The organism is Paenibacillus sp. MCAF9 (genome assembly GCF_052114265.1).
Classification (GTDB): Bacteria; Bacillota; Bacilli; order Paenibacillales; family Paenibacillaceae; genus Pristimantibacillus.
This window is the reverse complement of record NZ_JBFREL010000004.1, coordinates 174,573-188,283: the sequence shown is the minus strand read 5'-3', so window position 1 is coordinate 188,283 and position 13,711 is coordinate 174,573. Positions and strand designations below refer to the sequence as shown.

Annotated in this window: 12 protein-coding genes; 6 read left to right on the top strand and 6 right to left on the bottom strand. The window is 45.8% G+C overall.

Features of this window, described 5'->3' with window-relative positions:
• The first annotated feature begins 399 nt into the window (after positions 1 to 399).
• The gene (locus AB4Z45_RS08915; protein ID WP_076268015.1) at positions 400 to 972 is read left to right on the top strand and encodes a phosphatase PAP2 family protein; all 573 of its coding nucleotides are present in this window, start codon (positions 400 to 402) and stop codon (positions 970 to 972) included.
• On the opposite strand, the gene trmB is transcribed toward AB4Z45_RS08915, so the two are convergent.
• Positions 969 to 1,736 (bottom strand): tRNA (guanosine(46)-N7)-methyltransferase TrmB, encoded by a 768-nt coding sequence (gene trmB / locus AB4Z45_RS08910; protein WP_076268016.1) that lies wholly within the window; start codon positions 1,734 to 1,736, stop codon positions 969 to 971. The genes AB4Z45_RS08915 and trmB overlap by 4 nt on opposite strands.
• A 153-nt stretch (positions 1,737 to 1,889) precedes the next feature.
• Positions 1,890 to 2,099 carry a hypothetical protein gene (locus AB4Z45_RS08905; protein WP_076268017.1) on the bottom strand — a complete coding sequence of 70 codons (210 nt, stop codon included), beginning with the start codon at positions 2,097 to 2,099 and terminating at the stop codon, positions 1,890 to 1,892.
• Between the two features lie 282 nt (positions 2,100 to 2,381).
• Between AB4Z45_RS08905 and AB4Z45_RS08900 the strand changes: the two genes are divergently transcribed.
• The 3 genes from AB4Z45_RS08900 (at position 2,382) to AB4Z45_RS08890 (ending at position 5,023) form a co-directional block, all read left to right on the top strand.
• Positions 2,382 to 3,347 carry a TIGR01212 family radical SAM protein gene (locus tag AB4Z45_RS08900; RefSeq protein WP_076268079.1) on the top strand — a complete coding sequence of 322 codons (966 nt, stop codon included), beginning with the start codon at positions 2,382 to 2,384 and terminating at the stop codon, positions 3,345 to 3,347.
• A gap of 6 nt (positions 3,348 to 3,353) precedes the next feature.
• Positions 3,354 to 3,947 (top strand): class I SAM-dependent methyltransferase, encoded by a 594-nt coding sequence (locus AB4Z45_RS08895; RefSeq protein ID WP_441908805.1) that lies wholly within the window; start codon positions 3,354 to 3,356, stop codon positions 3,945 to 3,947.
• A 95-nt stretch (positions 3,948 to 4,042) separates the two neighbouring features.
• Complete coding sequence (locus tag AB4Z45_RS08890) at positions 4,043 to 5,023, top strand: type I phosphomannose isomerase catalytic subunit (RefSeq protein ID WP_441908804.1); 981 nt, start codon at positions 4,043 to 4,045, stop codon at positions 5,021 to 5,023.
• A gap of 83 nt (positions 5,024 to 5,106) precedes the next feature.
• Here AB4Z45_RS08890 and AB4Z45_RS08885 read toward each other — a convergent pair whose 3' ends face one another.
• Both AB4Z45_RS08885 and AB4Z45_RS08880 read right to left on the bottom strand, forming a co-directional pair.
• Positions 5,107 to 6,999 carry a B12-binding domain-containing radical SAM protein gene (locus AB4Z45_RS08885; protein ID WP_441908803.1) on the bottom strand — a complete coding sequence of 631 codons (1,893 nt, stop codon included), beginning with the start codon at positions 6,997 to 6,999 and terminating at the stop codon, positions 5,107 to 5,109.
• 157 nt (positions 7,000 to 7,156) lie between these two features.
• Positions 7,157 to 8,707, bottom strand: a complete 1,551-nt coding sequence (locus AB4Z45_RS08880; protein ID WP_441908802.1) for a stalk domain-containing protein — start codon at positions 8,705 to 8,707, stop codon at positions 7,157 to 7,159.
• A 190-nt stretch (positions 8,708 to 8,897) separates the two neighbouring features.
• Here AB4Z45_RS08880 and AB4Z45_RS08875 point away from each other — a divergent pair, with 190 nt between their 5' ends.
• Both AB4Z45_RS08875 and AB4Z45_RS08870 read left to right on the top strand, forming a co-directional pair.
• Positions 8,898 to 9,824, top strand: a complete 927-nt coding sequence (locus AB4Z45_RS08875) for an RluA family pseudouridine synthase (protein WP_083681946.1) — start codon at positions 8,898 to 8,900, stop codon at positions 9,822 to 9,824.
• A gap of 148 nt (positions 9,825 to 9,972) precedes the next feature.
• Positions 9,973 to 10,308, top strand: coding sequence for a DUF1904 family protein (locus AB4Z45_RS08870; protein WP_441908800.1), 336 nt, complete (start codon positions 9,973 to 9,975; stop codon positions 10,306 to 10,308).
• 108 nt (positions 10,309 to 10,416) lie between these two features.
• On the opposite strand, the gene AB4Z45_RS08865 is transcribed toward AB4Z45_RS08870, so the two are convergent.
• Both AB4Z45_RS08865 and AB4Z45_RS08860 read right to left on the bottom strand, forming a co-directional pair.
• Positions 10,417 to 12,384: a glycosyltransferase family 39 protein gene (locus AB4Z45_RS08865; protein WP_441908797.1), complete on the bottom strand. Its 1,968-nt coding sequence runs from the start codon at positions 12,382 to 12,384 to the stop codon at positions 10,417 to 10,419.
• Complete coding sequence (locus AB4Z45_RS08860; RefSeq protein WP_441908796.1) at positions 12,377 to 13,681, bottom strand: MFS transporter; 1,305 nt, start codon at positions 13,679 to 13,681, stop codon at positions 12,377 to 12,379. The genes AB4Z45_RS08865 and AB4Z45_RS08860 overlap by 8 nt, the downstream gene beginning before the upstream one ends.
• Positions 13,682 to 13,711: the final 30 nt, after the last annotated feature.

Below are 13,711 nucleotides of genomic sequence, written 5' to 3'. Positions count from 1 at the left end.
AAATGTGTGAAAATGTTTCTTAAATCGAAATAGGTCTATGTGACGAACGAGTGAACGAGAAAGTTCCGTTCCGACATCTTTTGCGGTTTCGACAGACCCTGTCACAACCGCGTGGAATTTGTCCATTACAGTTTTACCATCAAATGCACATTATTAAACAGTAATTTGAAATCAATATTTATTCCCTGTATTTGGAGCGAAAACAGGATACCGATAGACGCATGACAGCGCATTCTCGTCAGGCAGCACCCATGGAAAGCAAGTTAGTGCTATAATACTTACTTATCCTTAATATAGGGACAAGAAATAGTTTACGCTCAGCGAACAAAAACATGCTAAAATTAAGTCTGGAATTGATAAATGTTATAGAAGTAAGCCACCGTTAGGAGGATGACAGCGATGGAACGAATGATAGGCTGGCTGAAAACGAGTGAGCAAAGATTATTGATTTGGGCAAACCGGAGACCTTCAGGGAGAAAAAGACATCGAATTCTGGGGAAATGGTTAAGCACGGTCACACATATGGGCGGCGCAACCTTTACGCTCGCAACCGCCCTTCTATATGCACTACTTGCACCTGCTCCTTGGAGCCTTACTGGGTGGCAATGCTTAACTGCGGTCGTCATAAGCCATTTGCCAGTAGCAATTGTAAAGCGTAAATTCAAACGACTTCGACCTTATCAAGCGCTGCCTGATGTAAATACATGTCATAAGCCGCTTGTCGATTCTTCATTTCCATCCGGACACACAACAGCGATCTTCGCATGGCTAGTCCCTATATTGCTGACTAGCGGGATATGGATGACTCTGCTGGTGCCGCTTGCGTTAATAATTGGACTATCCGTTGGATGGTCAAGAATGTATCTAGGGCTGCATTACCCATCTGATGTTGCAGCAGGCGCACTGATCGGAACGATAACAGCTTTGGCAGTCAATTATTCCTGGGTATCATCTGCAGTAGGACTAAATTAATTATCCTCGTCATCAGAATCATTCGATACTGATTCTGATGCCTCAGCTTCCTCTTTAAGCGACTTCTCATGTTTCGCTTCACGATGCTTCCGAATAGCCTCGGAGCCGATAACGGCTTCAACACGATAAATATTTTGTCCTTTTTCCATAAACTTCATCTCATATTCCGTAAACACAAGGTCCTCTCGAGGGCCTTCTTTGTGTAAATGAAGCGAAATATTGCGCATGATAAGCTCCATTTCCGCGAAGCTGTTCAATGAAAACTCAAACAGAGATTGTGAATCCGTCTTAAAATGGATCTCGCCGCGCTCGTTAAGCAGTTCAATATACTTGGCAACAAGTCTTGGATGCGTTAGTCTTCTGCGCGCATGCTTAGCCTTTGGCCAAGGATCGCTAAAATTCAGATGGACGCGTTCAAGCTCACCCGGAGCAAACATCGTCTCGATTCCTTCAATATTAGCGCGAAGCAGCGCAAGATTGGGCGGATGAGACTCCCCTTTTTGCTCCCATACGATACGTGCCTTCTCGCTTGCGCGGCGAAGAAGCTCATCATACATGTCGACACCAATAAAATTGATGTGCGGGTAGCGAGCACTCATTTGACTAATAAAACGACCCTTGCCCATGCCAAGCTCTACATATATAGGCTGGTCGTTGCCAAAAAACTCACGCCACTTGCCTTTGTGCGGCGCAGCATCTAGCACGACTAGCTCCGGCTGACCCTCTAAACTTTCACGAATACCTTTTCTTCCTCTTAAACGCATATGCAGTGATTCCTCCATTTATCGTAGACGATGCAACGAATAGACTAGTCCTTATTGTGCCCAAGAATTTGAGCAATGTAAAGAGGATAGAAAAAAGCCGCAGCCAATTATTGGCGATGCGGCTTGCTTATCATGTCATTGGATGTATAGTCGTTACAGCAAAAGCTGATACGGAATCGGAGCGTTCTCTTTCTGCTCACGCTCGTATGTTCCCACTAATACTTCATTCAACTTCTTGCGAGCGGAAATTTCTACACCATGATTATTGTGAAAGCGGACACCTGTAAGCGCCATCAATTCTTTTACAGTCAGCTCAACAGTTACAGTATCGTCGCCGTGCGGGATTTTGGTTACATTATTCATCTCTAATCACCTCATCGATTTATTAGTAAGAGTATTTCCATTTAATCGACGTTTCATGAATGCAGGTGCATATGGGCTATGTTAGGTTTATTTGTTGTTTTGTCGCACTTTTAATATAACACTTCATGTAAGGTTACGCAAGTCTAAAAACACCCATTTCAAAAAATATTTCCAATTAAAGCGTTTTCCGAACATTCAATAACTATTCGCATGACAAACGTGGCTTTTCCACTCGTTTTTCGCTAAAATATAGGGTGTAGGTCTTGAATGAAGGGGAAAACGATGATTAAATTATCAACATCGCAACACCAGCAGCCACTGCTTTGGGGCGATAAACGATTTCATACATGGAATTACGAAATGCATGAGCAGTTGGGAGGCAAGGTATTCAAGGTTACGCTTGATGCCGGCTTCACTTGCCCAAACCGTGACGGGTCCATTGCAAAGGGCGGCTGTACATTTTGCAGCGCTCGCGGCTCTGGTGATTTCGCGGGCAGCAGGCGGGACGACCTCGTTACACAATTCAATAAAATACGGGACCGTCAGCATCAGAAATGGCAAAATGCGCAGTATATTGGATATTTCCAAGCTTATACAAATACGTATGCGCCCGTTGAAGAGCTGAGGGAATATTATGAAGTCATTTTGCAGCAGCCTGGCGTTGTTGGTTTGTCCATTGCAACACGTCCTGATTGCTTGCCCGATGATGTAGTCGATTATTTGGCTGAGCTGAATGAGCGAACCTACCTTTGGGTGGAGATGGGACTTCAAACCGTGCACGAATCTACTTCAGAGCTCATCAACCGGGCACATGATACGGCCTGCTATCTCGATGCCGTAAAACGTCTTCGGGAACGCGGCATTCGCGTATGTGCGCATATCATTTACGGTCTACCTCAGGAAACGCATGAAATGATGCTTGATACAGGTCGCGCCGTCGCCAAGATGGACGTGCAAGGCATTAAAATTCATTTGCTTCATCTCATGCGCAAGACGCCGATGGTACGTCAGTACGAGGCTGGTCTGCTTCAATTTCTTGAGCAGGATGAATATGTGAAATTAATTGTTGATACACTTGAGTTTCTGCCGCCGGAAATGATCGTGCATCGCCTTACGGGAGATGCGCCGCGTGACCTGTTGATTGGTCCGATGTGGAGCATGAATAAATGGTCAGTGCTGAATGCCTTCGACGACGAGCTTACGCGCCGCAATACGTGGCAAGGCAAGTTATGGCAGCAGGAGGTTTAGCGAGATATGGGTTTTCTATCAGTTCTAAGCATGGCTCACAAATGGATCAACGAGCGTACCTCGCCAGGTGACATTGTCATTGATGCTACTGCCGGCGGTGGTGTAGATACACTTGCGCTTGCCGAGCTTGTTGGACCTAACGGCACGGTATATGCCTTTGATATCCAGCAAGAGGCGCTTAATCGCACGCAAGAGCGCCTTTCTTCCCTTCAAAATAACAATAAGCTTCCCGATATTAAACTTGTGCTGAGCAATCATGCAAGTATGGCTGAGACTGTTGATCCTTCTATTATCGGACAAGTCTCAGCCGTAATGTTCAATCTCGGTTATTTGCCGGGAAGCGATGATCTCACGATCATAACGGAGACTGCAACAACACTGGCTGCGCTCGATGCAGCTATCATGCTGCTGCGTCCTGGAGGTATCGTGACCTGCGTATTGTATCCAGGGCATCCTGGCGGTGCTGAGGAAGCCGCCTCCGTGGAATCATGGGCAGAGCAGCTGCCTCAAAGCCTAGCGCAGACCGTTATTTACAGGCAGACCCAGCGCAAGGCTGCCCCTTACCTTATTGCGGCAGAGAAACGTCCAACTGCTCGTTAATCTTTTGCAACGCGCTCACCTTACAGCTCTTTAAAGCCAATGTTATTTTTTAGCTGCAGTAGAACGACATACTACCAATATGGGAGAGATAAATAATGACAGTAAAACCTTATCCATTACAATTTAAAGCGGAAATGAAAGAACGTATTTGGGGAGGACGCGCACTAGAAGGTTTTGGCCTTGAAATGCCTGAAGGCTCAATTGGCGAAGGCTGGATGATTAGTGATCACCCTAACGGCATTACAAAAGTAATGAACGGCGAGCTTGCTGGCGTTGGACTTGACCAAATTCGTGAAACTTACGGACCTGTATGGTTTGGCTCACAAGGCTTTTCCGAGAAAAACGGACGTTTCCCGCTCCTTATCAAGCTGCTCGATTGCAATGATGACCTATCCATTCAAGTCCATCCAACGGATGCATACGAAGGGCTGCCTGACGGCGAGCTTGGCAAAACAGAAATGTGGTACATCCTCGACGCTAAGCCAGGCGCAAAAATCATCTATGGCCTAAAAGACGGCATTGACCGTGCGGCGATGGAAGCAGCAATCACTGAAGGCCGCATTATGGACGCGCTTCAAGAAGTGACTGTTGAAGCTGGTGATGCCTTTTACATTCCCGCAGGAACCGTTCATGCTCTCTGCTCTGGCGTTGTTGTAGCTGAGATTCAACAAAACTCCGACACTACTTATCGCTTGCATGACTACAATCGCCTTGGACTTGATGGTCAACTGCGCGAGCTTCATATCGAAGATTCCCTTAATGTCATCGCCTATGAAGGCGCAGGCGCTGAGCGGATGAAAACAGACAGCGCAGTAGCTGGCCAGTGGCTGACCATCGCTTCTTCTCCTTACTTCATCGTTGAGAAGGGTATCGTAGCCGCGCCTTGGAAGCTGTCCACATCGCTTGATAGCTTCGTTATCCTTGTAGTTGCCGATGGTGAGGGACAAGTGAAATGGGCAGATGGCGAGCAATCCGTTAAAGCAGGCGAGTGCTTCCTCCTTCCAGCTAACCTTGGCGACTATGAGCTCTCCGGCAGCATGACAGTACTTCGCAGTATTGTACCTGCTTCTGTTTAATTTCATATTTTCAAACCAGTAACAAAGAACCTCCAAACCCGTTTGCTTCATGGGTTTGGAGGTTCTTTTCATTTCAATCAGGACTACTTAATCATCGCTTCTTGACCAGCTTTAATCTTTAAAGTGAATGGACGCGGCTTCGGTTTGCTGCTGCCTGCCTCAAGTGCATACAGAACAACGAGCAGCGTATGATGTTCGCGATCAACCTCTCCTGTAGCAAGGAATGTTGCAAGATCAAACGGCAGCTTCTCAATAACCGCATGTTTGTGAAGCTCCTTCTCGCCAAATCGCAGTGCTGCGAATTCAGGAGATACATCCTCTGGGCGATCCGCTAAGTGGCGCATCCAGCCGCTCCACAGCGACTTGTCCATCGTAAACTCCCACCAAATTTTGCGAGGCTTATAATTATGATTAAGGAAATAATCATATTTCATTAGCCCCAGTACGACGTCCTTATCTAAGCGTTCGCCTGCAATTGCGAGTATCTCTTCTGGTGAAGCAGAAACTCTCTTCGTATCCTCTTGCAGTGCTGGCACATGTTCGAAGTTCTTCTCGGCTGAGATAGGCAGCGATCCAAGAAACGTCGAGAGCCGAGAGAACAGATCCTCCAGCTGATGGCCGATCTTTTGCCAGCCGCTTCGTTCCCAGAAATCGCCGAACGCCTGGAAGAAGTCGAATGGCGATGGAAACACACGATCAACCAAATAAAGCAGCGTATGATCCATTCGGTGCGCATTCCAATATTTCTCTAATACATCCTCTACCCGTTTAATGCGAACGATATCGCCAAATGGCATCAGATCATTGCCCAGCATTTCATAAGGCGATCTGTCCATATAAATATAGCCCCATTTATCTGCCTCACGGCGGAGACCCGTACCGCGCAGCATTTTGAGAAAGCCTAGCTGCAGCTCCTCGGGACGCAGCTCGAATACATCATTAAACGTTCCACGGAACGTATCATAGTTCTCAAGCGGCAGACCGGCAATCAAATCAAGATGCTGATCAATTTTTTGAGAATTTTTCACTTTCATAACGGTACGCACCAGCTTCATCCAGTTTTGGCGACGCTGAACCGCTTCATTTGTTGGATCATTCGTAGATTGTACGCCAATTTCAAAGCGGAATATGCCTGGAGGGGCATTTTCAGCTAAATAATCAAGCACCTCAGGTCTCATGATATCTGCTGTTATTTCAAATTGAAAAACACAGCCCTGGTGGTTTTTAATCAAAAACTCAAAAATTTCAAGCGCGTAATCCCGTTTAATATTAAATGTTCGATCGACGAATTTAATAAGCTTGGCACCTTTTTCGATCAAATACAAAATATCTGCTTTCGTCCGCTCCATATCATAATAACGAACGCCAACCTCGATACTGGATAGGCAAAACTGGCAGCTGAACGGGCAGCCTCGGCTTGTCTCAAAATAAACGACACGGCTTCCCAAATGAGGAATATCCTCCTCAAAGCGATGCGGGGATGGCAGCTCATTCAGATTCAGCTTGGGACGCGGCGGATTAATCAGCACCTCGACGCGATCCTCGCGCTGCTTCCGATACGTAATTCCGAATACCATATGGTATTTGCCATCGCCTTCAATCTCAGTAAGCAAATGATGAAAGGTCTCTTCGCCTTCGCCCACCACGATAAAATCAACCTCTTGCACACGCTCCATCCAATAGTCCATATCATAGCTGACCTCTGGACCGCCTAAAATAATTTTGATTTCAGGCATGATTTTGCGCAGCATATTAATAACCGTAATCGTTTCTTCGATGTTCCAAATGTAGCAGGAGAATCCGACTACATCAGGTTTTCTCGAAAAAATATCGGACACGATGTTCATCACTGGATCTTTGATGGTGTACTCTGCAATTTCAATATCGAATCGATCGCCGCTAAACGCCTTCAAACAGCGCAGCGCCAGTGATGTGTGTATAAACTTGGCATTTAATGTGGACAGTACCACTTTCATAAGTAATAACCTCTCTAACTTAAGCATTTGCCTATAAAGCACGTTTGCGAAAGCCTTCAGCGCTTATAGCAAGATGCCTTCTATTGTACAGAAAAAAATCAAAAAAAAGAAGAGGCATCCCTTGCCGCAGATCGCAGCAGCAGATGCCTCCATTTTTTTACACTCTTACTTTAATATAAAGCTCATTTTTGAGCTGCATATCGATGATTGGATAGCGAACACGCCATTTGTCGCCGCCAAGTGCTGTAACCTCGCCCGATTCAAAGCCGCGCGGCTCGAAACCATAATCGCGCTCGAAGGAAATGAGCACTTGAATTTTCTCATCCGGCAGCATCTTATGGAACTCATTCCCTAGATTAATTGCCCAAAGCCTGAGCTCCTGAGACATCGATGCTCCGTATAACATATAAAACCTAGGATCAATATCTGCTGTCAGCACGAGCCAGCCAGCGGAATCACGTTTGGCTTCCCACTTCGTAAACTTAGCCTCGCCTTCAGTAGTAGATACAGAAGAGAATTGATCTTTCAGCACCTTCTCGATATCAGCCAAAGGAGCGCCAACGAGCGTATCCGGCAAGCTTGAAGGTAAAAACTTGGCGTTCTTTATTTTCTCCTCTGTCACTTCGCTATTCAAACTAGCAGCATGAATAACGGATACAGCAAAATTCAAATCCGCGCTCGTCCCAGAGTATCCAAGCGTGGTGATGCCAACAAGATCTCCGAACTCATTAAACAATGCCCCGCCTGAGCTGCCGTGATCGATCGGAGCACTTGTCTGAATGTATCGGATACCGTCTTCATAGGTGATGTTGCTAATCAGACCGTCAGAAACTGTATTTTGCAGCCCAAGCGGACTTCCAATGGCAACGACTTTGCCGCCTTTATACGAGTTTAATCCGTAACCTAGAACGACCGGCGGAATTTCTATTGATTTTTCTGTTTTTACAATAGCTAGATCTGCTGCCTTATCATAATGAACTACGCCTGTAATCTTCAGCTCATCACCATAAACATCCAGCATAGTAGCAGAGGCTGCATCTCCGATAACATGATAATTAGTAAGAATCAGATTATCACCAATAACAACGCCGCTGCCTTGAGCGCGATTGGTCATAATGAGAACAACACTCTCATCATATTTATCTACGATTTCTTTAGGAGTAAGTCTAGGAATGTTTTTCTGCTGCTCAAGCCACTCGTTGTATTCTGCTTGCTCGGCAGCCTCTTGCGATGTGATTCGAACCGCGTTAGCCGCTTTATCCCATTTCACATTTGCGTTAAGAGCTTCCGAGATGAACCGAACGGGTACAAACGTAACGCCTTTGCGAACGACAGCAGGTGAATCGAGCTTCACTGTTTTACCGTTAATGACCGCTTGCTTCATGCCTACTTTAAGAGAAATAGAACGATTGCCTTTACGTCCAATAATCGTCTCTGTCTTGCCTTCCCAAGTTACGGTAGCGCCCAGTGCTGTAAAAATATCGCGCATCGGAACAAATGTGACGCCTTTCTCTGCATATGCGCCGGCTGATAGAGCTAATTTCTTGCCATCTACAATCACCTGCAGTTGTTGCGTCGATACGGCAACCGTCTTGCTTGCAGCGCTGGCTGCCGCTACAGAATCTACGCCAAGTGCTGACAATGGGGCAAGCAATAACCCGGCAATGAGCATAGGACTTAGCATAGTCTTTATAATTTTTGTTTTCACGCGATCATTTCCTCCAAACTTTTCCTTTTTCACCATTTGGTAAATCTATCATTAATCCTACCACTCCTCTTAACTCTTTGTCTATTAGATCGAGATTCATAGAGCGTGGTTAAACTGCTAAACAGAAGATTAGAACTGAAGCCCATACTCATGGTATAGTAGGAGCATTGAATCTAGGAGGTTTTTTGGCATGCATAGGGGAAAAAAGCGCGGAGCTCCTCAATCACAAGCAGATAAGAGCAAGTCTTACCCGGTTAACGAACCGATGGAACTGCTTCCCTTTCTCATAAAAAATATTTCAGGTGCTGGACGCAATGTAGTGAAATCCATATTAGCGAACGGACAAGTATCTGTAGGCGGAAAATCAACGACCGCTTACAACTATCCGCTTCAGCCCGGTCAAACCGTTACGGTTGGCAGAGACCGGCCGCAGGATAAAATACCGCTGGAAGGGCTCGCGATCCTGTTTGAGGATGAGCATATTATCGTTATAAAGAAGGAATCGGGGCTTCTGTCCATATCTTCTGATTCCGCGCCAGAAAATGAAGTGACCGCCTATCGTCAGCTTATGGCGCATGTACGGGTCGAAAATACGAAAAACCGGATTTACGTTGTGCATCGTCTGGATCGTGATACGTCAGGCGTCATGATGTTTGCAAAGAGCGAGGCGGTTCAGCAGCAGCTGCAAAACAGCTGGCAGGATTCGGTTCAAGAACGAAGCTATATCGCGCTTGTAGAAGGATTGGTTAAGAAGGAGCAAGGTACAATCAGTTCGTGGCTGAAGGAAAGCAAAACGCTCAAAATGTATTCCAGCTCCTATCCGAACGATGGTCTGCACGCCGTTACCCATTATAAGGTGCTTCGTTCCAATAAAAACTTCTCGCTACTCGAAGTGAATCTCGAGACAGGCCGAAAAAATCAAATTCGCGTTCATATGGAGGACATTGGCCATCCCGTTGTTGGCGACAAAAAATACGGCGCACGCACACGCATCATTGGCCGCCTTGGCTTGCATGCCCGCGTATTGTCCTTCACGCATCCGATAACCGGCAAACTGGTCAAGTTTGAAACTGAAATTCCTAAGCTGTTTCTTAAGCCGTTTCATGTGACGGAGTAAGCAGGAGCAAACAAACAAGCATCAGTCGTTATACAGGAATGCCCACTGATTGTGAATCAGACGGCATTCCCTGGTATAAAGCGGCTGATGCTTTTTTTTGTTATACTACTATGGATATTTAATCTATCTATGCAGGAGGAACAGCGTAATGCCACATTTATTATTCCGCGGAGTACCGTCCGAGCAGTTAAAGTCAGTTTCGGCACCGCTTGCTGCTGAGCTTGCCGCTATTTGCGAGTGCGGTACCGATAATTTTACAATGGCTTGTCTACATACGACCAGCGTTTTTGGCAGTGAGACAGATGATCAAGGGTTTGCATTTATCGAGATCGGCTGGTTCGAGCGGGGACAGCAAGTAAGAAATCGATTTGCACAGGCAGTTACCAAATACGTCAGCCAGATTGGCTTATCTGAAATTGAAATCGTGTTTCATGCTTATCGTGAGGACAGCTATTATATTAACGGTGAAGCCGTATCGGAATAGCCTCATTCCATCTTTCGTGTGATGGACGATATTTTCCAGTTATCGTTGGAATCCTCCCACTCCCCGGAGTCCAAATCCAAATGGTTTTGAGACTCCTCCATCTTTCCATTAAGCATGCTTGCTCCACGCCACATCATCGACATTTAACCAGCCCGCCCCTCCGGTAAAATAGATAGAAACGGTGTCTCCCATTTTCACGGATACTGCAGGCAGCTTAACTTCTACATATTGCTCTTGTGCGTTAATCGCAAGATCTTCAATCTTTGCTCCATTGATGGAAACCCCGATCATTCCACCAGCAGCGCTCGTACTTACTTTAGCAGAAAGGATATAGTCACCGTCATCAGCAGCCGAGAAGGTTTGGGAAACGACACGACCGTTGCCTGGGTCAACATACATTAAGTTGGAACCGCTGTAAGGACGGTTTGAGCCGATCCCCGTGCCGGAAGTAAATGACCAATACTGCTGGCCTTCCTCAAAGCCGCCGTTCTGAAATGATTCATGAACCTTCAGAGCCACCACTGTTCCTGTACCGCTCACGACCGTATAATGTTTAAATCGTTTAATCTTATAGCCTGAATCCTCACCCGGAATAGGGTCGCTATTTTTGAAAATATAAGCCGCTTCCTCATTTGGCCTTAGCTCAGGCTGCCCAAAATGATATCTGCCGAATGCTCGAACAAACTGAAAGGGCTCACCCGGATTGATATAGTCGACTGTGCTCATAAACTGCTTCGGATCCATTTTTTCATAAAACAATACATAAATATAAGGCATCATCACTTGATCTGTCACATAGATATTGCCTTCCGTTTCATCCGATGCGTACTGTACAGCTTCTCCAAAGGACTCATAGAAAAGCGGGCTTATTTGCTTCGCATACGTAGTGAAATAGTTAGCACAGAAGAAAACAAAGAAAATAGAGAATGCCGCTATAACGATAGGGAAAGAGTATTTAATCCGCTTGTGCAGCCACATAAGGCCTGCAGCTGCCAAGTATACCGTCGGATAAAAAATAATATTAATACGATTGATATTCACATCTGTAATCAATGTCATTAGAATTGCCGTTCCGAACCAGATAGCAATGACTGCTGTCTCTATGCGGAAATTATTAATCAGTTTCATAACGCCATACAAGATGCCAATCCCGATCAGCGGTAATGCTAACGGATACATATATCCAAATTTAGGCATGGCATTCCACAGCAAACCATCATTTTGAGTCAAATACATTTGCAAAAATGATTTGAAATTGTCCGCAAACGTTGAGAAAAAATGACCGCCAAATGCGGTAGAGATTTGCTCTACACGAGGAACAGTTAGCTTAGGAATAGAAAAAAGAAATTGTATGGTCGCCATGCCATATCGATTAATAAGAAGAAACAGTCCGATAGGTGCTGCTAATATAATGAGAACCGCGCAATTCCAAAGCAGAACTCGCAGCTTGAACGCCTTTTTAACAACGAGCAGAGCCAATACGCCTACTCCAAAAACAGGTGCAAAAAAATAAGCCGTTCCATAAGCATAAAGCGAAGCGGCTAGTGTTAATGTAAAGCCAATTAGCCATTTCGGCTGCTGCAGCGCTTTAAACAAAAAAAACACGGCGATCAGCACTAGAGTAGGAAAAATATTCGACTCCAGCGCCCATCGTGACATCATAATATGCCAAGGACATATGACGATAAAAAAAGCTGCAGCCGCAGCTGCATGCTTTCTTTGGAATAGCTGATTTGCAATCCGATAGAATAGCACCATGCTCAGTAGGCCAAATAAGATGCTAACCATTCGAACTGACAGTTCATTTAAACCGAATAAATAGATAAAAGGCATAGACAGGTAAGCATAAAGCGCGTTCTGACCGCTTCCCCATGCAATAAGATGAACCGGCAGCGATATGCCATTGCGATCAATGCCATAATGCAGAATAGAATAAGCCTCATAGCCGATCGATGCCTCATCCTGATTCAAGCCGCCTGGTATGGATCCCGCATATACCACTCTCACCGCAGCCCCGACGAGAAACAGAAGCAGCAATAATGGGTTCTTTTTTGCCCAATCTATAAAACTAGTCATTACTATGGGTCACCGCTCCGCTTTTTGTAATCGTATTCGTAGGACGAATAGGGTATAAATAGAAAAATAGAAGAGCTACAAGCAAAGCTATGAACGGGATAAAGCTGAGCATTGAACGAATGCCCCACACTGCCGCATCCGCTTGAACCGCGTCCTTCACATAGCCGGTTGCCTCCAGCACAACACCCAGAACAACAGCCTGCAGTGAAATTCCCCATTTGACGATAAAGCCGTTCATCCCAAAGTACATGCCCTCTCTGCGTACGTTTGTCTGCTTCTCATCCTCATCAATAATCTCGGACAACAGAACATCCAGCAAAACGAGCAAACCCGCTAAACCGATGCCGATCACGACCGCCGCCATTGCCGCAGTTGCAACGCTGGATACGAATAAAAATGGAATCGTTGCAAATGCGTAAATACTAACGGCAATCATAACGGTCTTGCGCGGGCCCCATCTCTGCAGCAATTTCCCCCATATGTAGACGCACGGGATGGCAGCGACAAAAATAGCACCGAGCAAAATCGTATTGCTGCTATCTTCAGCTCCGAGCACGTATTTGGTGAAGAAAGGGATAGCCGCGGGCAGCATGGCAAAGGTAAACTGGACGAAAAAGCTGCCAATAACGAATAAAACAAACGCCTTATTCGAGAATGTGAATTTCAAGGATTGAACGAAACCAACCTCTTCACGCGAAACAACCATTTTCTCCTTACTTGCCGATACCATAACAATAAAGAAAATAAGCGCGATCCCCGCAAAAATCGCTCCCATCGGCCCCCAGCCYATATTCGCATAAACGAGGGGAGGAAGAGCCACACCAATAATCATTCCTAAGATGCCGAACATTTGACGCCATGAGGACACCGTTGCCCGTTCTTTCATCGTTGTAAACATTTCAGGGAACAGTGCAGAATAGTTCAATACAACCATCACGAACATAATGTCATAGAGCAGCACGATCGTTAAGAAGTACCAGAACAGCGCTGATCCGGTGCCAACTGGAAACCAAATCGCAGTAAACAAGGCCACCAGCGGCACCATGCCAAACAGCATGTACGGAATGCGCCTGCCAAAACGGGAGCTCGTACGGTCGGAAATGTGTCCGAACAACGGGTTTAGCACCGCATTGACGATGCCGTGAATCACCATGGCCAGACTGATTAAAGTCGGTTTTACACCAAGCACATCCACATAATAAAAAACGATGTAGGATGCGAAGGCCTGTGCAATTAAGTTGACTGATAAATTTCCCGAGCTGTAAGCTAATTTCGATTTGAAGCTTGCCATAGCCATAAATAAAACGCCCCCGGTTACGATGAAAGT